At 73.5% G+C, this 23,549-nt stretch carries 20 protein-coding genes; 13 read left to right on the top strand and 7 right to left on the bottom strand.

Annotated elements, in window-relative coordinates:
• Genes HLI28_RS14310 through HLI28_RS14325 form a run of 4 tightly spaced genes read left to right on the top strand, consistent with a single transcriptional unit; the run spans nucleotide 1 to nucleotide 4,764 of the window.
• The gene (locus HLI28_RS14310; protein ID WP_171248341.1) at nucleotides 1-576 is read left to right on the top strand and encodes an adenine phosphoribosyltransferase; all 576 of its coding nucleotides are present in this window, start codon (nucleotides 1-3) and stop codon (nucleotides 574-576) included.
• A 50-nt stretch (nucleotides 577-626) separates the two neighbouring features.
• Entirely contained in the window at nucleotides 627-2,978 is a 2,352-nt protein-coding gene (locus HLI28_RS14315) for a RelA/SpoT family protein (RefSeq protein ID WP_171248211.1), read from the top strand.
• Nucleotides 2,979-3,016: 38 nt separating this feature from the next.
• A complete protein-coding gene (locus HLI28_RS14320; RefSeq protein WP_171248212.1) occupies nucleotides 3,017-4,183 on the top strand; it encodes an ATP-dependent DNA ligase in 1,167 nt (388 codons plus the stop codon).
• 29 nt (nucleotides 4,184-4,212) lie between these two features.
• Nucleotides 4,213-4,764: a dihydrofolate reductase family protein gene (locus HLI28_RS14325; protein WP_171248213.1), complete on the top strand. Its 552-nt coding sequence runs from the start codon at nucleotides 4,213-4,215 to the stop codon at nucleotides 4,762-4,764.
• Nucleotides 4,765-4,773: 9 nt separating this feature from the next.
• On the opposite strand, the gene HLI28_RS14330 is transcribed toward HLI28_RS14325, so the two are convergent.
• The 4 genes from HLI28_RS14330 to HLI28_RS14345 form a co-directional block, all read right to left on the bottom strand.
• Nucleotides 4,774-5,850, bottom strand: a complete 1,077-nt coding sequence (locus HLI28_RS14330) for a DNA polymerase domain-containing protein (RefSeq protein WP_171248214.1) — start codon at nucleotides 5,848-5,850, stop codon at nucleotides 4,774-4,776.
• A 24-nt stretch (nucleotides 5,851-5,874) separates the two neighbouring features.
• Nucleotides 5,875-6,498 carry a hypothetical protein gene (locus tag HLI28_RS14335; protein ID WP_171248215.1) on the bottom strand — a complete coding sequence of 208 codons (624 nt, stop codon included), beginning with the start codon at nucleotides 6,496-6,498 and terminating at the stop codon, nucleotides 5,875-5,877.
• A 119-nt stretch (nucleotides 6,499-6,617) separates the two neighbouring features.
• Nucleotides 6,618-8,183: a DUF349 domain-containing protein gene (locus tag HLI28_RS14340; RefSeq protein ID WP_171248216.1), complete on the bottom strand. Its 1,566-nt coding sequence runs from the start codon at nucleotides 8,181-8,183 to the stop codon at nucleotides 6,618-6,620.
• Entirely contained in the window at nucleotides 8,180-8,971 is a 792-nt protein-coding gene (locus tag HLI28_RS14345) for a peptidylprolyl isomerase (RefSeq protein WP_343035857.1), read from the bottom strand. The genes HLI28_RS14340 and HLI28_RS14345 overlap by 4 nt, the downstream gene beginning before the upstream one ends.
• Nucleotides 8,972-9,117: 146 nt before the next feature.
• Here HLI28_RS14345 and HLI28_RS14350 point away from each other — a divergent pair, with 146 nt between their 5' ends.
• The 3 genes from HLI28_RS14350 to HLI28_RS14360 all read left to right on the top strand — a co-directional run bounded on the left by HLI28_RS14350 (nucleotide 9,118) and on the right by HLI28_RS14360 (nucleotide 13,473).
• Nucleotides 9,118-9,846: an MBL fold metallo-hydrolase gene (locus tag HLI28_RS14350; protein ID WP_171248218.1), complete on the top strand. Its 729-nt coding sequence runs from the start codon at nucleotides 9,118-9,120 to the stop codon at nucleotides 9,844-9,846.
• Between the two features lie 55 nt (nucleotides 9,847-9,901).
• The gene (gene hisS, locus HLI28_RS14355; protein WP_171248219.1) at nucleotides 9,902-11,266 is read left to right on the top strand and encodes a histidine--tRNA ligase; all 1,365 of its coding nucleotides are present in this window, start codon (nucleotides 9,902-9,904) and stop codon (nucleotides 11,264-11,266) included.
• A 65-nt stretch (nucleotides 11,267-11,331) separates the two neighbouring features.
• Entirely contained in the window at nucleotides 11,332-13,473 is a 2,142-nt protein-coding gene (locus tag HLI28_RS14360; RefSeq protein WP_171248220.1) for an intein-containing Rv2578c family radical SAM protein, read from the top strand.
• A gap of 31 nt (nucleotides 13,474-13,504) precedes the next feature.
• On the opposite strand, the gene HLI28_RS14365 is transcribed toward HLI28_RS14360, so the two are convergent.
• On the bottom strand, nucleotides 13,505-14,908 hold the full coding sequence (locus HLI28_RS14365; RefSeq protein WP_171248221.1) for a hypothetical protein: 1,404 nt from the start codon (nucleotides 14,906-14,908) through the stop codon (nucleotides 13,505-13,507).
• 62 nt (nucleotides 14,909-14,970) lie between these two features.
• Here HLI28_RS14365 and HLI28_RS14370 point away from each other — a divergent pair, with 62 nt between their 5' ends.
• On the top strand, nucleotides 14,971-16,035 hold the full coding sequence (locus HLI28_RS14370; RefSeq protein WP_171248222.1) for a hypothetical protein: 1,065 nt from the start codon (nucleotides 14,971-14,973) through the stop codon (nucleotides 16,033-16,035).
• 12 nt (nucleotides 16,036-16,047) lie between these two features.
• On the opposite strand, the gene HLI28_RS14375 is transcribed toward HLI28_RS14370, so the two are convergent.
• Nucleotides 16,048-16,521: a PPOX class F420-dependent oxidoreductase gene (locus tag HLI28_RS14375; RefSeq protein ID WP_171248223.1), complete on the bottom strand. Its 474-nt coding sequence runs from the start codon at nucleotides 16,519-16,521 to the stop codon at nucleotides 16,048-16,050.
• Between the two features lie 120 nt (nucleotides 16,522-16,641).
• On the opposite strand from HLI28_RS14375, the gene aspS reads away from it, so the two are divergent.
• The gene (aspS, locus tag HLI28_RS14380; protein WP_171248224.1) at nucleotides 16,642-18,423 is read left to right on the top strand and encodes an aspartate--tRNA ligase; all 1,782 of its coding nucleotides are present in this window, start codon (nucleotides 16,642-16,644) and stop codon (nucleotides 18,421-18,423) included.
• Nucleotides 18,424-18,448: 25 nt separating this feature from the next.
• Here aspS and HLI28_RS14385 read toward each other — a convergent pair whose 3' ends face one another.
• Nucleotides 18,449-20,224, bottom strand: coding sequence for an SLC13 family permease (locus tag HLI28_RS14385; protein WP_171248225.1), 1,776 nt, complete (start codon nucleotides 20,222-20,224; stop codon nucleotides 18,449-18,451).
• Between the two features lie 187 nt (nucleotides 20,225-20,411).
• Here HLI28_RS14385 and HLI28_RS14390 point away from each other — a divergent pair, with 187 nt between their 5' ends.
• From HLI28_RS14390 to HLI28_RS14405, 4 genes are all read left to right on the top strand, one after another.
• The gene (locus HLI28_RS14390) at nucleotides 20,412-21,803 is read left to right on the top strand and encodes a replication-associated recombination protein A (RefSeq protein WP_171248226.1); all 1,392 of its coding nucleotides are present in this window, start codon (nucleotides 20,412-20,414) and stop codon (nucleotides 21,801-21,803) included.
• Nucleotides 21,804-22,037: 234 nt separating this feature from the next.
• The gene (gene rpsD / locus HLI28_RS14395; protein WP_171248227.1) at nucleotides 22,038-22,664 is read left to right on the top strand and encodes a 30S ribosomal protein S4; all 627 of its coding nucleotides are present in this window, start codon (nucleotides 22,038-22,040) and stop codon (nucleotides 22,662-22,664) included.
• Between the two features lie 105 nt (nucleotides 22,665-22,769).
• Entirely contained in the window at nucleotides 22,770-23,147 is a 378-nt protein-coding gene (locus HLI28_RS14400; RefSeq protein ID WP_171248228.1) for a DUF948 domain-containing protein, read from the top strand.
• Nucleotides 23,144-23,491 carry a hypothetical protein gene (locus tag HLI28_RS14405; protein WP_171248229.1) on the top strand — a complete coding sequence of 116 codons (348 nt, stop codon included), beginning with the start codon at nucleotides 23,144-23,146 and terminating at the stop codon, nucleotides 23,489-23,491. Before HLI28_RS14400 ends, HLI28_RS14405 begins: the two co-directional genes overlap by 4 nt.
• Nucleotides 23,492-23,549 lie beyond the last annotated feature (58 nt).

The following is a 23,549-nucleotide window of genomic DNA, read 5'->3' on the forward strand; positions in this document are numbered from 1 at the left end:
ATCGAGGACGACATCTCGGTGGTCGCCCTGGCCGGGCTCGGTCCGGCCAGGGCGGCCGAGATCCGCTCGCTCATCCAGGACATCCCGGACTACCCGCACCCGCCGGTCGTCTTCCGGGACATCATGCCCCTGCTGGCGGACGGTGCGGCCCTGGCCGACGTCACCGACGCGTTCGCCTCCCTGGTGGAGGCCGACGGCGGCGTCGACGTGGTCGCCGGGATGGAGGCGCGCGGGTTCCTCCTCGGCGCGCCGCTGGCCACCCGGCTCGGCGTGGGCTTCGTCCCGCTGCGCAAGGCGGGCAAGCTGCCGCCGCCGGTCGAGCGCGAGGACTACGAGCTGGAGTACGGCACGGCGTCCATCGAGCTGCGCCGGGGAACACTGCAGCCCGGTGCGCGTGTTCTCGTGGTCGACGACGTGCTCGCCACGGGCGGGACGGCCGAGGCCGCCGCCCGGCTGGTGCAGCGCAGCGGGGGGACGGTCGTGGCACTGGCGTTCCTGCTCGAGCTGGCCGCCCTGGGCGGTCGGGCCCGGCTCGGTGACCACACCGTCGAGACCCTGTTGCGGGTGGGGACGTAGACTTGCCGTCCCGGAGGTCACCCCGGCGGCGATGGGCGAAGGAGGTGCTCGTGAGCGACGACACGCAGACCCGCTCTGCCGCCGACGCGCCCCGATCCTCCTCCGCCGGAGCCGGGAACCGGGTGCGCAACCGCCTCGTGCGCCTCGGTCTGGGCGGTGCGACCCCCTCGACGCCGGCGCTCGAGCCGCTGCTCCAGGCGGTACGCACCAACCACCCCAAGAGCGACCTGAGCGTTCTGGAGCGTGCCTACGGCATCGCCGAGCGCGCCCACCGCGGTCAGCAGCGCAAGTCGGGCGACCCGTACATCACCCACCCCGTGGCGGTCGCCACGATCCTGGCCGAGCTGGGATTCGACGGCGCCACGCTGGCCGCCGCGCTGCTGCACGACACCGTCGAGGACACCGACTACTCGCTGGACGACCTCACGCGGGACTTCGGCAGCGAGATCGCCATGCTCGTCGACGGCGTCACGAAGCTGGACAAGGTCACCTACGGCGACGCGGCGCAGGCCGAGACCGTGCGCAAGATGGTCGTGGCGATGGCCAAGGACATCCGCGTCCTGGTCATCAAGCTCGCCGACCGCCTGCACAACGCCCGCACCTGGAAGTACGTCTCCGGGTCCTCGGCGTCGCGCAAGGCCCGCGAGACCCTCGAGATCTACGCGCCCCTGGCCCACCGGCTGGGCATGAACACGATCAAGTGGGAGCTGGAGGACCTCTCCTTCCAGACCCTGTACCCGAAGGTCTACGACGAGATCGTGCACCTCGTGGCCGAGCGGGCCCCCGCCCGCGAGGAGTACCTCGGTGTGGTGCGCGAGCAGATCTCGGCGGACCTGCGCGGGTCGAAGATCCGCGCGACGGTGACGGGCCGCCCCAAGCACTACTACTCGATCTACCAGAAGATGATCGTGCGCGGGCACGACTTCACGGAGATCTACGACCTGGTCGGCACCCGTGTCCTGGTGGACTCGGTGCGCGACTGCTACGCGGCGCTCGGTGCGCTGCACGCGCGGTGGAACCCGGTCCCGGGCCGGTTCAAGGACTACATCGCGATGCCGAAGTTCAACATGTACCAGTCGTTGCACACGACGGTCGTGGGACCCGGCGGCAAGCCGGTCGAGATCCAGATCCGTACGCACGACATGCACCGCCGCGCCGAGTACGGCGTCGCGGCGCACTGGAAGTACAAGGAGACGGCGCGCGCCGGCAAGGGCGGGTCGAACGACCCGCGGGCGAACGACATGGCCTGGCTGCGCCAGCTCGTGGACTGGCAGCGCGAGACGGCCGACCCGGGCGAGTTCCTCGACTCCCTGCGCTACGAGATCGGTGCGGCCGAGGTCTACGTCTTCACGCCCAAGGGCGAGGTCATGGCGCTGCCGGCCGGTGCCACCCCGGTCGACTTCGCCTACTCGGTGCACACCGAGGTCGGTCACCGGACGATGGGCGCACGCGTCAACGGACGGCTGGTGCCGCTCGACTCGCCGCTGCAGAACGGCGACGTCGTGGAGGTGCTGACCTCCAAGGCCGAGACGGCCGGACCGTCCCAGGACTGGCTCAACTTCGTGAAGTCCGGCCGGGCGCGCAACAAGATCCGCCAGTGGTTCACCAAGGAACGCCGGGACGAGGCGATCGAGCGCGGCAAGGACGCCATCACGCGGGCGATGCGCAAGCAGAACCTGCCGATCCAGCGCCTGATGAGCCACGAGGCGCTCGTGGGGCTGGCCAACGACCTGCGCTACGACGACGTCTCCGCGCTGTACGCCGCGGTGGGGGAGAACAACGTCTCCGCCCAGCACGTCGTCGAGACGCTCGTGAAGTCCCTCGGCGGGGAGGACGGCACGGCCGAGGACACCGCCGAGGTCGCGCGGCCGGGTCAGGCCGTGCGCCGCTCGCGCTCCACCGGCGACCCGGGCGTGGCCGTCAAGGGCATGGACGACATCTGGGTCAAGCTCGCCAAGTGCTGCACCCCCGTCCCCGGCGACGAGATCGTCGGGTTCGTCACGCGGGGTGCGGGCGTGAGCGTGCACCGCGCGGACTGCGCGAACCTCGCCCAGCTGCGCGAGCAGCCCGAGCGGATCGTCGACGTGTCCTGGACCAACGGCGCGAACACGATGTTCCTCGTCCAGATCCAGGTCGAGGCCCTGGACCGGTCCCGGCTGCTGTCGGACGTGACGCGGGTGCTGTCCGACCACCACGTGAACATCCTCTCGGCGACGGTCTCCACGTCGACGGACCGCATCGCGATCTCCCGGTTCGTCTTCGAGATGGCCGAGCCGGCGCACCTGCAGCAGGTGCTGGCCGCCGCCCGCAAGATCGACGGCGTCTTCGACGTCTACCGCATCACCGGCACCAAGGCCGAGGACGTCGGCTCCGACGCACCCGAGGCCCCCGCCGACGCCTGACCGGGCGGCGACGCCCCGACGGGCGTAGTTTCACCGGCATGGACCTGCCGCTCCGTCCGCCGATCCGGCCCATGCTCGCCCGGTCGGTCGCCGCGGTGCCCGACCAGCCGGACGACGGCGCGGCCTGGGTGTACGAACCCAAGTGGGACGGGTTCCGCGCGATCGTCTACCGCGACGGCGACGAGGTGCGCATCGACTCGCGCAACGCCCGGCCGATGCAGCGCTACTTCCCCGAGGTCGTCGACGCCGTGCGGGAGGCGCTGCCGTCGCGGTGCGTCGTCGACGCCGAGATCGTCGTCGCCCGTCCGCCCGGACCGGGTCGGCCCGACGCCCACCTCGACTTCGACGCGCTGAGCCAGCGCATCCACCCGGCCGACTCGCGGGTCCGGCGCCTGGCCGAGGAGGTCCCCGCCACCCTCGTCGTCTTCGACGTGCTGGCCCTCGGCGACGAGGACCTGTCGGTCCGTCCGCTGGCCGAGCGGCTCGCCCGGCTGGACGGGCTCGGGCTGGACGACCCCCGGGTGCACGCCACGCCGCGCACCGACGACGCGGCCACGGCCCGCGAGTGGTTCGCGGCGTTCGAGGGGGCGGGGCTGGACGGGGTCGTGGCCAAGCGCGACGACGAGCCGTACCAGCCCAACAAGCGGGGGTGGTGGAAGGTCAAGCACGCCCGGACGGCCGACGTCGTCCTGGCCGGTCTGCGGGAGCACAAGACCTCGACCGCCGATCGGCCGTTGGTGGGCTCGCTCCTGCTGGGCCTCTACCTGGACGGCGCCGGGGAGGACGCCGGGCCGTCGCTGCAGTTCGTGGGGGTCGCCGCGTCCTTCCCCGCCGCGCGTCGCGCCGCGCTGTACGACGAGCTCGCACCGCTGCGGGTCGAGCCCGGGACGTCCGCGGCGGGCGACCACCCGTGGGCCGACTGGCAGGATCCCGCCGTCGCGGACGGCAGCGCGGGGGAGCGGCGGCCCGGCGCGCAGTCGCGGTGGAGCGCGGGCAAGGACCTGTCGTTCACCCCGCTGCAAGTCGAGCGGGTCCTCGAGGTCGGCTACGACCACATGGAGGGGCGGAGGTTCCGGCACACCGCGCAGTTCAAGCGCTGGCGACCGGACCGCGACCCCGGCTCGTGCACGTACGACCAGCTCGTCGAACCCGTCGGGTACGACCTGGCGACGATCCTGCCCGATGCCCCGGGCATCGACCGATGAGTTCCGGGGTCCCGGGAGGTCGGCACGGCATGGGAACCGTGAGATTCAGCATGACCTGCTCCCTCGACGGGTACGTCACCGACCCCGACGGCGACTTCCGGTGGACCGCACCGAGCGAGGAGATGCACGCCTTCGTCAACGGCCGTGTCCGTGAGCTCAGCACGTTCGTCCTCGGCCGCGCCATGTACGAGACGCTGAAGGTCTGGGACGACTGGGAGGCCGACTCCGCGGTCGAGCAGGAGTTCGCCGACCTGTGGGCGGGGCGGGACAAGATCGTCTGCTCCGACTCGCTCGACGCGGTCGCCGCTCCCCGCACGACCTTCGAACCGCGGCTCACCACCGAGCGCCTCGCCGAGATCGCGGCCGGCGCGGACGGCGTCGTCGAGGTGGCGGGTCCGACGGTCGCGGCGGAGGCGCTGCGCGCGGGGCTCGTCGACGAGATCGAGATGTTCGTCGCCCCGCACGTGCTCGGCGGTGGCACCCGCGCCTTCCCGGACGGGATGCGCACGGCCCTGGAGCTCGTGGAGAGCCGGCCCTTCGCCGCCGGCGCGGTCTTCCTCCGGTACCGCACCCGGCCCTGACGAGGACCGTCAGTCGTCCGGCGGCCGGTCCTTCGCCCGGCTGGGCTGCACCCGCAGCGGCTCGCCCGGCATCTTCGGGTACTCCGGGGGATAGGGGAGGTCGCCGAGCCCGTGCTCGGTCTCGTCCCGGCGCGCCAGCTCCAGCGCCGGCTCCAACGAGCAGTCCAGGGCCGGGTCACGGTCGGCCCGCAGGGCGGCGAAGAGGTCGCCCCGCGCCGCGAACCGCTCGGGCACCGTGCGCAGGGTGAAGTCGTCCGGGTGGACCTCGGTGACCTCGTCCCAGTCCAGCGGCGTCGAGACCGTGGCCCGGGGGTTGGGCCGCAGGGAGTACGCCGAGGCGATCGTGCGGTCGCGCGCCATCTGGTTGTAGTCCACGAACAGGCGCTCCCCCCGCTCCTCCTTCCACCAGCGGGTCGTCACCGCGTCCGGCAGGCGTCGTTCGAGCTCGCGACCGATCGCGATGGTGGCGCGTCGGGCCTGGACGAAGCTCCAGCGCGGGGCGACGGGCACGAACACGTGCAGCCCCCGGCCCCCGGAGGTCTTCGGGTAGCCGACCAGGTCGAGCTCGTCGAGCACCTCGCGCAGGGTCAGCGAGGCGCGGGCGGCGTCGGCGAAGTCCGTGCCGGGCTGAGGATCGAGGTCGATGCGGAGCTGGTCGACGGCCTCGACGTCGTCCCGCCGGACGGGCCACGGGTGGAACGTCAGGGTGCCGAGCTGGGCCGCCCAGGCGATCACGGCGAGCTCGGTCGGGGCCACCTCGTCGGCCGTGCGGCCGGACGGGAAGGCGATCCGCGCGGTGCGCACGTAGTCCGGCGCGCCCCTCGGGATCCGCTTCTGGTAGAAGGCGTCGCCGTGGGAGTCCTGGCGGGTCGCCATCACGGCGTCGGGGGAGTAGCCCTTGGGCCACCGCTCCAGCGTCGTGGGCCGGTCCAGCAGCGCGCCGAGGATCCCGTCGCCGACGGCGAGGAAGTACTCGACCACCTCGAGCTTGGTGATCCCCAGGTCGCCGAACACGACCCGGTCCGGGCTGGACACCCGCACCCGACGACCGGCGGCCTCGACCTCGACGGCTCCCGCGGAAGGCATGGACCCCAACCTACGCCGGGGTCGTCACCCGTGCGCGGCCTCCACGCCGACGAGCGTCGCGGCCGCCGCGGACAGGGCGGCGTGCGCGGGACCGCGCGCGGCGACCCGGGACCGGGCCTCGATCGCGCGTCGCGCACGCCCCGGGTCGGCGCCGGCCCGCAGGAGCGCGGCGGCCAGCAGGGGCGTCTCCGGGTACCGGGCGCCGTGCAGCACCAGCTCGACCAGGGTGCGCTGCGGTGTCGTCACGGCCACGCCCCCGAGCCGCCGGGTGTCGGGACCGAGCAGGTGGCCCTGCCACAGCCGTGCACCCCGGGGCCGCTCGGGACGGTGGCGGCCCGCCGGGTAGGTCAGGTCCAGCGTCTCCGGTCGGCCGCGTCCGGTGTGCACCCAGACGGCCGTGCGCGCGGTGACGACGGCGCCGGCCGGGACCTCGGGGGCGAGCACCGAGGCGCGCAGCGCCGCGTCCACGCCCCGGCCCGCCGGGCACGCGGCGTCGGCCCGCAGCACCCGCAGGACGCCCTCGTGCACCAGGGTCTGCCAGGCGGCCCGGCCGCCGACGTCCCCCGGGCGGACGACCGGCGGTGCGGGGCCCGGCCCGTGCAGCAGCTCGCGCAACGGACGGGGGGCCGACGTCGGGACGGCGGGCACGCGGTCACCTCCGGGCTGGACGCACGGTCTCCTGCCGGTGACCCTACGGACCCGTCGCCGCGCCGACCGCCCGGCGGCCGCCGTCCTGTGGACGCCGGGCGGCGTCCACAGGACGTGGGTCAGCCGCGCGAGTCCTCGGCAGCCTTGACGATCTGCTCCAGCCACGCCTTGCGCGCCGCGATGGCGCCCCGGATCTCGTCGGCGGAGCGCTCGTCCCCGGCCGCCTCGGCGTCGGCGAGCTCGGACTCCATGCCGGAGATCGCCTCCTCGAGCTGGGCGGCCGCGCCCTCCGCGCGCGCCTGCGTCTCGGGGTTCGTCCGGCGCCACTTGTCGTCCTCGGCGTCCCGGATCGCGCTCTCGACCGCCCGGAGGCGACCCTCGACGCGGGACAGGTCCGCCCGCGGCACCTTGCCGGCCTCCTCCCAGCGGTCCTGGATGCCACGCAGCGCCTCCTTGGCGGCGTTGACGTCCTTGACGGGCACCAGCGCCTCGGCCTCGGCCAGCAGCGCCTCCTTGACCTTGAGGTTCTCGCCGTACTCGGCGTCGATCGCCGCGTTCGCCTCGTCCCGGGCACCGAAGAAGACGTCCTGGGCCGCCCGGAAGCGGGCCCACAGCGCGTCGTCGTCCTTGCGGTGCGCCCGGCCCGCAGCCTTCCAGCGGTTCATCAGGTCGCGGTACTCGCGGGTCGTGGGACCCCACTCCGTGGAGTGCTGGAGCGCCTCGGCCTCCGCCACGATCTGCTCCTTGGCGGCCTTCGCGGAGGCGTTGCGCTGCTCCAGCTCGGCGAAGAAGTGCCGGCGCTCGCGGTCGAACGCCGTGCGCGCCTGGCTGAACCGCTTCCAGAGCGACTCCTCGGTCGGCCGGTCGATACGGGGGCCGGTGCGCTGCGACTCCTTCCAGCGCTCGAGCAGGTTGCGCAGCTCCTCGCCCGCCGGGCGCCACTGCATCTTCTCCGGGTCGGTCGCCGCGATCTTCTCCGCGGCCTCGACGATCTCGGTCCGGGCCTCGACGGCACGCTCCTTGGCGGCCACCCGCTCGGCCTCCAGGGCCGCGCGACGCTCGCCCGCGCGGGAGCGGACCTGCTCCACCCGCTTCCTCAGGGCGTCCAGGTCGCCGACGGCGGCCGGCTCGGTGGTCTCCTCGGCCAGCTTGGCCAGGGTCTGGTCGATCTCGCGGATCGCCAGGTCGGCGCTGTCCAGGCGGGTCTCGAAGAGGGCGACCTTCGCCACGAGGTCCAGGTAGCGCCGCACGTAGAGCGACAGCGCCTCCTCGGCCGGGACACCCGGGTACTGGCCGACGGGGCGCTCACCGTCACCCTCGCGCACGTGCACCGTGCCGTCGTCGTCCACCCGGCCGAACGCGGCGGCCGCGGCGGTCTCGGCGGCGTCGTGCACCGGGGGGACCGGGGCGGCCGGTGTGGTGGGGGTCGGCGCCGTCCGGGGCGTGGGCCGGTGCAGCGCCGAAGGCTTGGGTGCGCCTGCTCCGGGCGGGCCCGGCTTCGGCGCCGAGGGCTTCGGTGCCGACGGCCGGGGGGCCTCGGGCGCGGACGGTGCCGGGTCGGACGGTGCCGGGTCGGACGGGGCGTTCGTCGACCGCTCGGTCCCGGCGCCAGGAGTTTCGGCCTGTGCCTGCTCGGCGGCCTCGACGTTCTCGGGGCCGGCCGAGCCGGGGGTGCTCTCGCTCACTGGGTCTCCACTCCTTCGATGATGACGGGGCTGACCGGGGAGCCGTCACCGGCTCCGTCGGCCGTGCCCGCGTCAGCGACTGCCTGGATCAGGTCCAGGCCGGACGTCACGGTGCCGAACACCGTGTACCCGCCGGCTGCGTCGGACGGGATGGTCGAGTCCTCGTAGACGAGGAAGAACTGCGAGCCCATCGACGCGGCGTCGCCGCCGCGGCGGGCCATGGCCAGGGTGCCGGCCGGGTACACGTCGTTCGCGGGCGCGTTCTCCACCGGGCCGAACGAGTAGCCGGGGCCGCCGGTGCCCGTGGCGGTCGGGTCGCCGCACTGCAGGACGTAGATCCCCTGGGTGGTCAGGCGGTGGCACTGGGTGCCGTCGAAGTAGCCCTGGTCGGCCAGCGCGACGAAGCTCGCCACCGCCTGCGGTGCGTCGGCTCCCGCCAGCTCCAGCTCGACGGTCTCGGTGACCCCGTCCACGCACAGGTCGAGCGAGGCCGTCCAGGACCGGTCCTCGGCGACCGACGGGTCGGGCAGCTCACCGGCGTCGCGCGCCTCCGTCGATCCCAGCGGGCACGCCGCGCCGGCCGGGGTCTCCACGCCCGACGCGACGGGGGCGTCCTCGGACGCGGTGAGCCCCGCGACCAGCGCACCGCCGCCGACCAGGCCGAGGATCGCGACGATCGCCACGACGATGCCGATGCGGCGACGGCGCTCCTGCTTGGCGCGTCGGCGCGCGGCGAACTTCGCCTCGCGCTTCCGGGCGTACTCGCGCTCGCGCTTGCTCGGCGCCACCGTCCGTCGGCCTCCTCGGATCCTCGGCGCACGACAACCGTGCGCCCCCGACAGTCTAGGGCTCGCAACCCAGGTCATCCGCACGAACTCCGGCATCCGGGCCCGCGGGCGGCGACGGCCCGCCGTCCGGCACTACGGTGGGCGCCATGGACGTGCATGTCGTGGTCGCCCCCGTGTTCGGCACCAACTGCTGCGTCGTGGTCGCCGACGCCGTCCGCGACGACGGTCGGCGCGACTGCGTCGTGGTCGACGCGGGGGCCGGCACGGCCGACCGCGTGGCACAGCTCGTCGCGGACCGCTCGCTCGTGCCACGGGCCGTGCTGGCCACCCACGGGCACGTCGACCACACCTGGGACGCCGCGGAGCTGTGCGCCCGGTTCGACGTGCCGCTCCGGCTGCACGCCGCCGACGCCTACCGGATCGACGACCCGTTCGGCACGATCCTGAGCGGTGGGGACGACGCCGCGGCCACGAGCGTCAGCAGCGCGCTGGCGCAGGCGCTCGGCGACTTCGGCCGCGACCCGCGGGACTACCGCGTCCCGGCGACGGTCGAGCCCTTCGAGGGGTCGACCACCGAGATCGTGGCCGGGGACGTCACGCTGCACGCCGTGCACGCCCCCGGGCACACCGAGGGGTCGACCCTCTACCTCGTCGACGGGAGCGACGGCGGACCGGGTGTCGTGCTCAGCGGTGACGTCCTCTTCGCCGGCGGGGTGGGGCGCACCGACCTGCCGGGCGCGGACGTGGACGCGATGCTCGCCACGCTGCGCGACGTCGTCCGCGCCCTCGACCCGGCGCTCGGCGTCGTCCCGGGGCACGGACCCACGACCACGGTGCGCCGGGAGCTGGCGGCCAACCCGTTCCTGCCGGCCTGACGGCGGCGGTGGACGTGGCCCCGGCCCCGTCCGGGATCGTGGGAAGATCGTCCCCATGGCTCGCGTCACCCCTCTCTCCGGTTTCCCCGAATGGCTCCCCGACGGTCGCGTGGTGGAGCAGCACGTGCTGGACGTGCTGCGCCGCACCTTCGAGCTGCACGGGTTCGCGGGGATCGAGACCCGCGCGGTGGAGCCGCTCGACCAGCTGCTGCGCAAGGGCGAGACGTCGAAGGAGGTGTACGTCCTGCGCCGCCTCCAGGAGGAGGGTGAGGACGCCTCCGCGGACGGTGGACGTGGCGAGAAGCAGCTCGGGCTGCACTTCGACCTGACGGTCCCGTTCGCCCGGTACGTGCTGGAGAACGCGGGACGTCTCGCCTTCCCGTTCAAGCGCTACCAGATCCAGAAGGTCTGGCGTGGTGAACGGCCGCAGGAGGGCCGGTTCCGGGAGTTCGTCCAGGCCGACATCGACGTGGTCGGCGCGGGCGAGCTGCCCTATCACTACGAGGTCGAGGTGCCGCTGGTCATGGCCGAGGCGCTCGGCGCCCTGCGCGAGGTCGGGCTGCCGCCCGTGCGGGTCCTGGTCAACAACCGCAAGGTGGCCGAGGGGTTCTACCGCGGGCTGGGCCTGAGCGACGTCGAGGGCGTGCTGCGCCAGATCGACAAGCTCGACAAGATCGGCGTGGAGAAGGTCGCCGAGCTGCTCGTCGCCGAGCAGGGCGCGACGGCCGAGCAGGCCGCCGCCTGCCTCGACCTGGCGGCGATCCACGGCAGCGACACGACCGTGGTCGACGACGTGCGCAAGCTCGCGGCGCGGTACGACGCCGCCACGGACCTGTTGGAGACCGGCCTGGCCGAGCTCGGCGCGCTGATCGAGGCGGCGGGTGCCCGCGCTCCGGGCGTCGTGGTGGCCGACCTCAGGATCGCCCGCGGCCTCGACTACTACACGGGGTCCGTCTACGAGACCCTGCTGGTCGGCCACGAGCAGCTCGGTTCGATCTGCTCCGGCGGCCGTTACGACACGCTCGCGTCCGACGGCAAGAACACCTACCCCGGCGTCGGGCTGTCCGTGGGGGTCTCCCGGCTCGTCTCGCGGCTGCTCTCCGCCGGACTCATGACCGCAACGCGCGGGGTGCCGACCGCCGTGCTGGTCGCCGTGACCGACGAGGACCACCGTGCGCAGTCCGACGCCGTGGCCGCGGCCCTGCGGGCCCGCGGCATCCCCACCGACGTGGCGCCGTCCGCGGCGAAGTTCGGCAAGCAGATCAAGGTCGCCGACCGTCGGGGGATCCCGTTCGTCTGGTTCCCGGGCGAGGAGCACCAGGTCAAGGACATCCGCTCCGGCGAGCAGGTCGGGGCGGACCCGACGACCTGGGCGCCGCCCGCCGAGGACCTGCACCCCCGGGTCGTCCCGGGCGAGTGAGGCTCCGCCCCTGCGGGTGACCCGCGTCCCTTGACCCGTCGTCGAACACATGTTCGACTACGGGGGTGCGATGGGACGGGCAGGCGACGACGGCCGACGACGGGGCGCTGCCCGGTCTGGAACGGCCGGGGCTGGCCCGGCTCGGCCTCGTGCGCAGCACGCGCACCCCGGAGTTCGCCGGCATCACCTTCCACGAGGTGATGGCCAAGAGTGCGCTGTCCAAGGTGCCCGCCGCCTCGCGCATGCCGTTCCGGTGGACGGTCAACCCGTACCGGGGCTGCTCTCACGCGTGCACCTACTGCGTCTCTCCGTCCACGCTCGTCCTGATGGCGGACGGCACGCAGAAGCCGATCGGCCAGGTGTCGGTCGGTGACCGGATCGTCGGCACGCGCCGCCAGGGGACCTACCGACGGTTCGTCGAGACCACGGTGCTGGCGCGATGGACGTCGGTGAAACCCGCCTACCGGGTGATCCTGCGCGACGGCACCGAGATCGTGGCGAGCGCCGAGCACCGGTTCCTGGCCCGCGGTCGTGGATGGAAGCACGTCGCCGCCGGGCCACCGGGCACGCAGCGCCCGCACCTCACGACGAACGACTCCTTGATGGGGTTCGGTACCGGCCGGCCGGAAGACGGCACAGGCAGTACCGAGTCGCGCGACTACCGGCTCGGTTACCTCACCGGGATGATCCGCGGCGACGGCATGATCTTCGAGAAGACCTACGCGAGGACATCGCGGGGCGGTGCCCGCGTGTGCATGTTCCGCCTCGCCCTGGCCGACCGGGAGGGTCTCGACCGGACCGCCCGGTACTTGGCCCTCGACGGGATCGTCACGAGACGTCGTCCGTTCGTGACCGCGACGGAGACACGTCGCGCCATGAGCGCACTGCACACCGCGCGGTCGGCGGACGTCGATGCGATCAGAAGGCTGATCGAGTGGCCGGCGGTGCCGAGCGCGGAATGGTCGAGGGGCTTTCTGTCAGGGATCTTCGACGCTGAGGGTTCATGCTCCCGGGGGATCGTGAGGATCGCCAACAAGGACGAGGCGATCCTGTCCCAGGTGGCCGATTCCCTCCGGCGGTTCGCCCTGGACCACACGCTCGAGCCTCCAGGACCGAACGGCGTGGCGCGCGTGCGTGTGCGAGGCGGTCTCGCGGCGCGGGAACGGTTCTTCCACCTCGTCCGGCCCGCGATCGTCCGCAAGCTCTCCGTGACGGGTATGGCGCTGAAGACCTCGGTGGACCTCGGTGTCGTGATGGTCGAGGCCTGTGGCTTCGACCAGGAGATGGTTGACATCACGACAGGAACAGGCGACTTCGTGGCCAACGGTGTGGTCGCCCACAACTGCTTTGCTCGCCCGACGCACGAGTACCTCGACCTGGACGCGGGGACCGACTTCGACTCCCAGGTCGTGGTGAAGACGAACGTCGACCAGGTGCTGCGCGCCGAGCTGGCCCGGCCCTCCTGGCGGCGCGAGCCGGTCGCGCTCGGCACGAACACCGACCCGTACCAGCGCGCCGAGGGGCGCTACCGGCTCATGCCCGGGATCATCTCGGCGCTCGCTGACTCGCGGACGCCGTTCTCGATCCTCACCAAGGGCACGCTGCTGCGCCGCGACCTGCCGCTGATCGCCGACGCCGCCACGCACGTCGACGTCGGTCTCGGTGTCTCGCTGTCGTTCGTCGACGCCGAGCTCCAGCAGGCCGTCGAACCCGGCACACCGACGCCGAAGGCCCGGCTGGACCTCGTCCGCACGATCCGTGCCGCGGGCCTGCCGTGCGGCGTCATGGTCGCCCCGGTGCTGCCGTGGCTGACGGACTCCACGGACCACCTCACGCGGCTGCTCGACGCGATCGCCGACGCGGGCGCGACGGGCGTGACGGTCGTCCCGCTGCGGCTCAAGCCCGGCGTGCGGGAGTGGTACCTGCAGTGGCTCGCCCGGGAGCACCCCGACAGGGTGGCGGGCTACCGGCGCGTCTTCGCCCGGGGTGCCGACGCGCACGACGGGTACCGGGACTGGCTCTGGCAGCGGGTGCGGCCCCTGCTGGAGGAGCGGGGGTTCGCGGGGTCCGCCCACCGGGCCGCCTCCGGCGCCACCGGCCGCTACGACGACGACCTGCGCCCCCACGACGACGCCGACTACCCGGCCGGGTCGATGGTCGCCGCTGCTCCCGGCGCGCCGGCGGAGCGGTCGGCGACCCTGTTCTGATGGTGACCGCGGCCGTGACCGTGCGCGAGCGTCAGTCGAAGAAGTCGCCCAGGTCGCCGATGTCGTCGAGGATCCCGCCGAGCACCATGCCGCCCAGCACCGCGCCGAAGACGTCCGAGCCGGACCGGCCGCGGGGCAGTCCCATCCCCTGGCCGTAGCCGCCCTGGCCGTAGCCGCCGTGCCCGTGGTGGGCCCGCAGGTCCCGCTGGGCGAGCGTCGCCGCCTCCGCCCCCAGCGAGGCCGCGCGCCGTGCCCGGGTCACGGCCTGCTCCGCGTCGGCGGCGTCCCGGGCCGCCGCGAGCTCGCGCTCCGCCTCGGCCAGCCGGGTCCGCGCGTCCGGACCGACGGGTGCCCGGTAGTCGTCGACGACGCCGCGGGCGGCGGCGATCTGCCGTTCGGCGTCCTGGATCGCGGGGCCGCGGGCCGCCTCGGCACGCCGTGCCTGCGCGGCGCGCTCCTCGTGCTCGCGCACCGCGTCGTCCAACCCCTGGGCGGCCCCGCGCAGGCGCGTCAGCGCACCCACGGGGTCCGACGGCTGGCCCGCGGCAGGGACGGCCGCCAGCGCCGCCTCGAGGGCGCGGACCGCCTCGTCGACGGCCCCGGTGCGCTGCGGGAGGGCGCGCGCCTGCGCCAGCTCCTCGCGGCACTCGGCCACGACCGCGCCGAGCGCGGCCTCGGCACGCAGCACCTCGTGCTCGAAGTCGTCGACGGCCGCCAGCAGGCCCTCGGCGCGGCGCACCGACTCCTCCGCGGCACGCGCGGTCGTGGCGGCCTCGTCCTTGCGGCCCGCCGCCAGCCGCTTGCGCGCGGCCGTCACGCCGCGCCGCGCGAAGTCGAGCAGCCGCTCGGCCTGCTCGGGGTTGTCCGCCACGGGGCGCAGCGCCTGCTCGGTGTACTGCCCGCGCAGCCGCTCGACGTCCTCGCGGGCCGCGGACACCGCGTCGGCGAGGGAGTCGGCACGGGTCGCGGTCTGCTCCAGGAGGTCCGGCGTCGCGCGCACCGCGGAGCGACGCTCGGCCAGGGCCCGCTCGACGTCGTCCAGCAGCGTCTCGGCCTCGGCGCACGCCGCGACGATGCGCCCGGACCAGGTGTGCCGCTCGGCGTCGGTGTCCGGGATCTCGTCGTGCAGCAGCTGGTTGAGGTGGAACGCCTCGCCGAGGTGCGCGCGCGCCCGCTGCAGCGTCGGGCCGAACTCGTCCCCGACGCCGTCGCCCACCTCGGCCACGGCGAAGGAGAGCTCGTCCTCGGCCAGGCGGGCGCGCTCGTCGGTGCGCACGAGCACCTGGCCGGCGTCCTGGGTGCGGCGCCGCAGCTGTTCGTCCTGCCGCCGGCGTCGTTCCGTTCGACGGCGCCTCGCCCACCAGACGACGGCCGTGACGACGACGAGGGCCACCACCAGGCCCGTCACCCACCCGATGATCTGCCCTGCTGCCATGCAGGCATCGTAGGGCCACCCGACGGCGCGCCCGACGCACGGGGATGTGTCATGGTGCTGCGATGCCGCGACGAATCTTCCTGCACGTCGGTGCCCCGAAGTCGGGCACGACCTCCCTGCAGTCCCGGCTCCTGCTCAACGAGCGAGCCCTGCGGCGCCACGGCCTGACCTACCCGCTGGGTCCGCTCCGCGACCCCGAGATCCACTACCGGGCGGCCCTGGACGTCACCGGCAAGGACCACGGGCTGGACCCGCGCACGCTGCGGGACGCCTGGCCGAGGCTCCGGCGCGCCGTGCGACGGTCCCGCGGGGACGTCGTCGTGAGCCACGAGATCTTCTCCTCGGCGTCCGAGGAGCAGGCCCGACGCGTCCTGGAGGACCTGAGCGGGACCGGGGACGAGGTGCACGTGGTGGTCACGGCACGCGACCTCGCCCGGGAGCTGGCGAGCGGCTGGCAGGAGATGGTCAAGTTCGGCAGCACGAGGTCCTTCGCGGCGTACATGCGTCGTGCGCGCGAGAACCGCCTCGGGTTCATGGCGTCGTTCGACGTCCCCCGGCTGCTGACCGTCTGGGGTGCGGACCTGCCCGCCGACCGGCTCCACGTGGTGACGGCACCGGCGGCGGGGTCACCGGACGTGCTCTGGCGCAGGTTCCTCGACGCCCTGGGAGTCCCGGCCGACGTCGCACCGCGCGAGGCGGCCCGCGTGAACGAGTCGATCGGCGTCGCGCAGGCCCGGCTGCTGCGGCGGCTGAACCGGGAGCTCGGTGATGACGCCCGACGGGGAGGGGCCGCCTCGCCCCTCATCGAGTCCGTCGTCGTGCCCGGCATGGGATCAAGACCGGCCGCCCGGATCACGATCGGGCCGCACGACCACCCGTGGGTGGTCGAACGCACCGAGCGCTGGACCCGGTGGCTGCGGGACCGCGGGGTCCGGGTGCACGGTGACCTCGACGACCTGATGCCCCAGCCGCCCGCGCCCCGCTGGGTCGACCCCGACCGGCGGATGCCTCGCCAGGTCGCCGACGCGGCGGTCGCCACCGTGGCGGACCTGCTCGTCGAGCTGCAGGCCCGGCCGTCGTCGCAGGTGACCCGGGCCCGGCGGGCCCTTCGGCGCCTGCGCGGCTGAACCGGGGGCCGCTCAGCCCTCGTCGGCGAGCCGCGGCGGGAACCCGCCCGTCGCGATCGGGCCCCACCGCTCCACGGTGATCCGGATCACCGACTTGTCCTGCTTCGCCATCGCCTCGCGGTACTCGTCCCAGTCCGGGTGCTCCTTGCCGGCCGCTGCCCGGAAGTACTCCACCAGCGGCTCCAGGGCCTCGGGCATGTCGAGGACCTCCGCCGTGCCGTCCACCTGCACCCAGGCGTCGCCGAAGTCGTCGCTCTGGGCCATGAACGACACCTGCGGGCGCTTGCGCAGGTTGACCGCCTTCGCGCGCTCCGGGTAGGTCGAGACCACGACGCGGCCCGCCGGGTCGACGCCGAAGGCCACCGGGCTGAGCTGCGGACGCCCGTCGTCGCGGGTGGTGACGAGCACCCCGTGGTGACGGGACCGCAGGAACTCGGTCAGCTCCTCGCGACCCACGGTGGTGTTCGTCGCAATCTGGCGGGCCATCGATCTCTCCTCGCAGTCCGGGGCGGTTGCCCCCGTAGGATGTCACGGGCGTCGCGTGCGCCCCACTCCGTCGGCGGACCCGACGGTGAGACTCCCGACATCGTGCGAAAGGAACCTTCCGTGCTCCGCACCCACACGGCCGGCTCGTTGCGAGCCGAGCACATCGGCCAGACCGTCATCCTCACGGGCTGGGTCGATCGCCGCCGTGATCACGGAGGAGTGGCCTTCATCGACCTGCGCGACGCCTCCGGCATCGCCCAGGTCGTCATCCGGGACGAGGAGGTCGCCCACCCGCTGCGCTCCGAGTTCGTGCTGCGCGTCACCGGCGAGGTCTCCCGGCGCCCCGAGGGCAACGCCAACGCGAACCTCGCGACCGGGGACATCGAGGTCATCGCCACCGAGGTCGAGGTGCTCAACACCTCCGAGGCGCTGCCCTTCCAGGTCTCCACCGCGCTCGCGGACACCGAGACCATCGGTGAGGAGGCCCGGCTCAAGCACCGCTACCTGGACCTGCGCCGCCCGGCGCCGGCGCACGCCATGCGGCTGCGGGCCAAGGTCAACGCCGCGGCGCGGCGCGTGCTGGACTCGCACGAGTTCGTCGAGGTCGAGACGCCCACGCTGACCCGCTCCACGCCCGAGGGTGCGCGGGACTTCCTCGTCCCGGCCCGGCTCTCGCCCGGCTCCTGGTACGCGCTGCCCCAGTCGCCGCAGCTGTTCAAGCAGCTCCTCATGGTCGGCGGCCTGGAGCGCTACTACCAGATCGCGCGCTGCTACCGCGACGAGGACTTCCGGGCCGACCGGCAGCCCGAGTTCACCCAGCTCGACGTCGAGATGAGCTTCGTCGAGCAGGACGACGTCATCGCGCTGACCGAGGAGCTGCTCGCCGAGATCTGGCAGCTCGTCGACGTCGAGGTGCCCCGTCCGTTCGAGCGGATCACCTTCGCCGACGCCATGCGCCTGTACGGCACGGACAAGCCCGACCTGCGGTTCGGCAACCCGCTCGTCGAGCTCACCGAGTACTTCGCCGACACCTCGTTCCGGGTGTTCCAGAACGAGTACGTCGGCGCCGTCGTCATGCCCGGCGGGGCCTCGCAGCCGCGCCGGCAGTTCGACGCCTGGCAGGACTGGGCCAAGCAGCGCGGCGCCAAGGGCCTCGCCTACGTCACCTTCGTCGAGGACGGCACGCTCGGCGGCCCGGTCGCCAAGAACCTCTCCGACGCGGAGCGCGCCGGGCTCGCCGAGGCCACCGGTGCGCAGCCCGGTGACGCTGTGTTCTTCGCGGCCGGTCGCACCACGGACTCCCGCGCCCTGCTGGGCGCCGCCCGCGTGGAGATCGCCGAGCGCACCGGCCAGATCGACCACGACGCCTGGTCGTTCGTGTGGGTCGTGGACGCGCCGCTGTTCAAGCCGGCGGGAGAGGCCGCCGACGACGGGGACGTGGCGCTCGGCACGTCGGCGTGGACCGCCCTGCACCACGCCTTCACCTCCCCGAAGCCGGAGTGGCTCGACACGTTCGAGTCCGACCCGGGCAACGCGCTCGCCTACGCCTACGACATCGTCTGCAACGGCAACGAGATCGGTGGCGGGTCGATCCGTATCCATCGCCGGGACGTGCAGGAGCGCATCTTCGAGGTCATGGGCATCGGTCACGAGGAGGCCGAGGAGAAGTTCGGCTTCCTGCTGGACGCCTTCAAGTTCGGCGCCCCGCCGCACGGCGGCATCGCCTTCGGCTGGGACCGGATCGTCGCGCTGCTGACGCAGTCGCCGTCCATCCGCGACGTCATCGCCTTCCCGAAGTCCGGCGGCGGCTACGACCCGCTGACCGACGCACCGGCACCGATCACCGCGGAGCAGCGCCAGGAGGCCGGCGTGGACGCCGAGCCCGAGGGCGACGGGGCCTGACGCGCCCCGTCCTGCACGGCCGCCGTCAGGCTGGTGCCGGCCACAGGGTCGGCACCAGCACGACGGTGGCCACCACCGTCACGAGCGTCAGGATCCATCCCAGGCGCGCGTAGTCGGTGAACCGGTACCCGCCCGGGCCGTAGACCATCATGTTGGTCTGGTAGCCGATGGGGGACAGGAACGAGGCGGACGCGGCGACGGCGACCGCGATCGCCGCGCCCCGCGGGTCCAGGCCCGCCGAGGCGGCCGTGCTCACCGCGACCGGCAGCATCAGCAGCGCCGCGGCGTTGTTCGTCACGAGCTCGGTCAGCACCACGGTCGCCAGCACGAGGCCGAGCAGCACCCCGTAGGGGGCGTAGTCCCCGAACAGTCCCACCAGGCCCTGGGCCACGACGTCGGCCAGGCCCGACGCCTCCATGGCGGCGGCGAGCCCGAAGGCGGACGCGATGACGACGATCACCTCGACGTCGATCGCGCGGCGCGCCTCCAGCGGCGAGAGCACCTTCGAGGCCACCAGCACGATGGCCGCCACCAGCGAACCGTGCAGGATCGGCACCAGGCCGGTGGCGGCGAGCACCACGACCGCGGCCAGCAGGCCGACCGGGATCCAGCTGCGCGACGCCCGTGACGGCGGGTGCCCGTCCAGGCCGGCCACCAGGAGGAAGTCCGCACGGTCGCGCCACCGGTCGCGGAAGTCGGGGTCGCTGACCAGGATCAGGGTGTCGCCCAGGCGGATCCGTTCGGTGCCGAGCCGGCTCTCGACGAGCTGGCCGGAGCGGTGGATCGCCAGCACCGCCGCCTGGTAGGTGGCGCGGAAGCCCACGTCCTTCAGCGTGCGTCCCACCAGCGGCGAGCGGGAGCCGACCACGGCCTCGTAGTAGCGCACCGAGGGCTCGTCCAGGTCGAGCACGTGCTCCATCTCGGCCGAGCGCAGCCCGCGCATCTCCTGCAGGTTGACCACGCGGTCGATCGGCCCCACGAAGTGCAGCCGGTTGCCGCCGCGCAGCACGGTCTCGGGACGCACCGGGGCGATGATCGTGTCGCCGCGGTCCACCGACGCCAGGAACAGGCCGGACAGGTCGCGCAGCCGGGCCTGCTCGACGGTGCGACCGTCGACCGGGCCGCCCGGCTCGACGATCATCTCGAACGAGAACCGCCGGCCCTCCTGCTCCATCTCCGCGCGTGCCGACCGGCGGTCGGGCAGCAGCACGGGCGCCAGGGCGACCAGTGCCACGAACCCGACCAGGGCGATCGGCAGCCCGACCTTGCCGATCTCGAAGAACCCGATCGGCTCCAGGCCCAGCGTGGACATCTGGCCCGACACGACGAGGTTCGTCGAGGTCCCGATCACCGTGAGCAGCCCGCCCAGGACCGCGGCGAACGAGACCGGCATGAGGATCTTGGAGACGGCCAGCCGCCGGCGGTTCGCCCACGCGGTCACCTGGGGCACGAGCATCGCCACGATCGGCGTGTTGTTGAGGAACGCCGAGGCCGCCATCGTCGGGGCCAGCGTGCGCACCAGCGGGCGGCGATAGGCACCGTCCTCGCCCAGGGTGGACTGCATCACCGGGGTCAGCGCCCCGGTCTTCTCGATCCCGGCCGCCAGCACGTACAGGGCCGCCACCGTGATCGGCGCCGCGTTGGAGAACCCGGAGAACGCGTCCTCGGCGGGCACCACCCCGAGGATCATCACGGCCACGGCGCCGGCGAAGACCGTCACGGCGGGGGAGACCCGACCGCGCACGAGCGTCGCCAGCACCGCCAGCACCACGGCGAGCGTCAGCCAAGCGTCCAGCGTCACGGTCGGCCCCTGTCTGTCGTTCCGGCGTCGGGAGGGTGGCGGCCTCCCACGAGGCCGGCGGCCCGGGCATCGCCGCGACAGGTTAGCAGCGGCGCCCGCCCCACGCGGCGGCACCCCGCGCCGCCGCACCCGCGACGGCCGTCGAACAGGTGTGCGATCGTCGGCGGCGGGACTTAGGCTCCTTCCCATGGACCTCTTCAACGCCGCGACGACCGGGGAGCACGGCACGCCGGTCGTCGCGCGCAGCGGCGCCGGCGCCCCGCTGGCCGTCCGGATGCGTCCCGCCTCGCTCGAGGAGGTGACCGGTCAGGGGCACCTGCTCGTCGCCGGGTCCCCGTTGCGGCGCCTGGTGGAACCCGCCGACGACGCCGCGCGTCGGGCCGCGCCCGGCTCGGTGATCCTGTGGGGCCCGCCGGGTGTCGGCAAGACGACGCTGGCCTACCTCGTCGCGACGAGCTCCGGGCGACGGTTCGTCGAGCTCTCCGCCGTCACCGCCGGGGTCAAGGACGTTCGGCAGGTCATCGAGGACGCGCGTCGTCGCCTCGCCACCGGCGGCGAGGAGACGGTGCTGTTCATCGACGAGGTCCACCGCTTCTCCAAGACGCAGCAGGACGCCCTGCTGCCCAGCGTGGAGAACCGGTGGGTCACCCTCGTGGCGGCCACCACCGAGAACCCGTCGTTCTCCGTCAACTCCCCGCTGCTGTCCCGGTCGCTGCTGCTGACCCTGCGGCCGCTCACCGCCGAGGACGTGCGCGGCCTGGTCCGGCGGGCGATCCGGGACGAGCGCGGGCTCGACGGTGCCGTGACGCTGGCCGACGACGCCGAGGAGCAGCTCGTGCGCATGGCCGGCGGCGACGCGCGCAAGGCGCTGACGGTCCTCGAGGCGGCGGCCGGTGCGGCCCTCAGCGACGCCCGTGACGAGGTCGCCCCCGACGAGCCGGTCACCGTCGACCTGGACACGGTCGAACGGGCCGTCGACGTGGCGGCCGTGCGGTACGACCGCGACGGCGACCAGCACTACGACGTCGTGTCGGCGTTCATCAAATCGATCCGCGGCTCCGACGTCGACGCCGCGCTGCACTACCTCGCGCGCATGGTCGCGGCAGGGGAGGACCCCCGGTTCATCGCCCGCCGACTGGTGATCTCGGCCGCCGAGGACGTCGGGATGGCGGACCCCTCCGCTCTGCAGACGGCCGTCGCCGCGGCGCAGGCCGTCCAGCTCGTCGGGATGCCCGAGGGGCGGATCGTGCTCGCCGAGGCCGTGGTCCACCTGGCCACGGCGCCGAAGTCCAACCGCGCGTACGCGGGGATCGGCGCGGCGCTCGCGGACGTCTCGGCGGGTCGCGTCGGGGTGGTCCCCGCCCACCTGCGTGACGCCCACTACGCCGGTGCGGAGAAGCTCGGCCACGGGAAGGGGTACCGCTACGCCCACGACGAGCCGCACGGCGTCGCCGCGCAGCGGTACCTGCCCGACGAGCTGGCGGGGCGCCGGTACTACGAACCCACCGACCGGGGTTTCGAGCGGCAGGTCGGTGAACGGCTGGACCGGATCCGGCAGATCCTCGACGGCGGGTCCTGACCGGCGTCGCATGACGACGGCAGGGCCGGCACAGGGACGCGGCGGCGATGGGGTAACATGGACGGGTTGCCCGCGCGGCGACCACCTGGGACCTCGGCCCTGCGAACGCCTCCTGCGACATCGTCACGGTGTCGACGAGGGTTCCGTCGGCTGGTCCCGCACCCGACGTCCTGGTCCACGGACCACTGCGCCTCGGGTGTGACCTCAGAACCACGACAGGACAGGAAGAACACTGTGACTGCAGTCCGCAAGTCGCGCCGCCAGGTGCGCCTGAGCCGCAAGCTCGGTCTGGCCCTCACCCCGAAGGCCGTCCGCCACTTCGAGAAGCGTCCGTACCCCCCGGGCGAGCACGGCCGTGCCCGTCGCCGCACCGAGTCCGACTACGCGGTGCGTCTGCGCGAGAAGCAGCGTCTGCGCGCCCAGTACGCTCTGCGCGAGAAGCAGCTGCTCAAGGTCTACGAGAACGCCCGCAAGCACCCGGGTCTGACCGGTGAGGTCATGGTCGAGGACCTGGAGACCCGCATCGACGCGCTGGTGCTCCGTGCCGGTTTCGCCCGCACCATCCTGCAGGCGCGCCAGGCCGTGACGCACCGCCACATCATGGTGGACGGCAAGATCGTCGACCGCCCGTCGTTCCGCGTGAAGCCCGGCCAGACCCTCCAGGTCAAGCCGAAGTCGCAGACCACGACGCCGTTCCAGGTCGCCGCCGCCGGTGCGCACCGCGACGTGCTGCCCGAGGTCCCGGGCTACCTGGACGTCAACCTGGAGAAGCTGTCGACGACGCTGACCCGCGCCCCGAAGCGCTCCGAGGTCCCCGTGACCTGCGACGTCCAGATGGTCGTCGAGTACTACGCCCGCTGATCCAGCGCCACCGCGCTCAGCAGGCACGACGCCCCGTCCCCCGATCGGGGACGGGGCGTCGTCGTTTGGATAGGGTGGCGACTCACCCGACCGAGGAGATGAGAGATGACCGTGGGGGACGTGGCGGGACTGATCGCCGCCATCGCATTCGTGCTGCTGGTCGGCCTGCTGGCCGTCCCGCTGGTCAAGCTCGGGCGGACGCTCGACGAGACCTCGCGCAGCATCCGTGAGCTCACGGAGCACTCCGTGCCGATCCTCGACGAGGCCGCGAGCACCGTGTCCTCGACGAACGACCAGCTCGTCAAGGTCGACGTCATCACGACGTCCGCCGCCCAGGTGAGCGAGAACGTCTCGGCCCTGGCCGGTCTGTACGCCTCGACGCTGGGTCGCCCCCTGGTCAAGGTCGCCGCGTTCTCCTACGGCGTGCGCCAGGGCCTGGGCAAGGCCTGGCGGTCGTCGACCGGGAACGGGGCGTCGCGATGACGCGGCGGCTGTTCTGGGTGGGCGTGGGCGTGACGATCACGGTCGTCGTGATCCAGCGGGGTCGGCGGCTGGTGGCCCGCTACACCCCCGAGGCCGTCGCCGCACGCGCCGAGGACCTCGGACGTGACGTCTCGCGCCGCACCGGGACCTTCCTGGAGACGTTCCGGCACGAGTTCTCCGTGGCCCGCGAGTCCCGCGAGGACGAGCTCGTCGCGGCGCTGCTCGCCGAGGGCCAGCCGCACCCGGACGACGTCGACGTCCGGTCCCGCCGCGGCCGGCACGCCGCCGTCGACCCGGAGGCCGCCACGCGCGCCGACGAGGACGAGCTGGGCTACTCGTTCTGAGCCCGCCGCCGGCACCGCTCCGGCGCGGGACAATGGCCCCAGGGCCACCAGGCAACGA

Source organism: Isoptericola sediminis, from assembly GCF_013085345.1.
Lineage (GTDB): Bacteria > Actinomycetota > Actinomycetes > Actinomycetales > Cellulomonadaceae > Isoptericola > Isoptericola sediminis.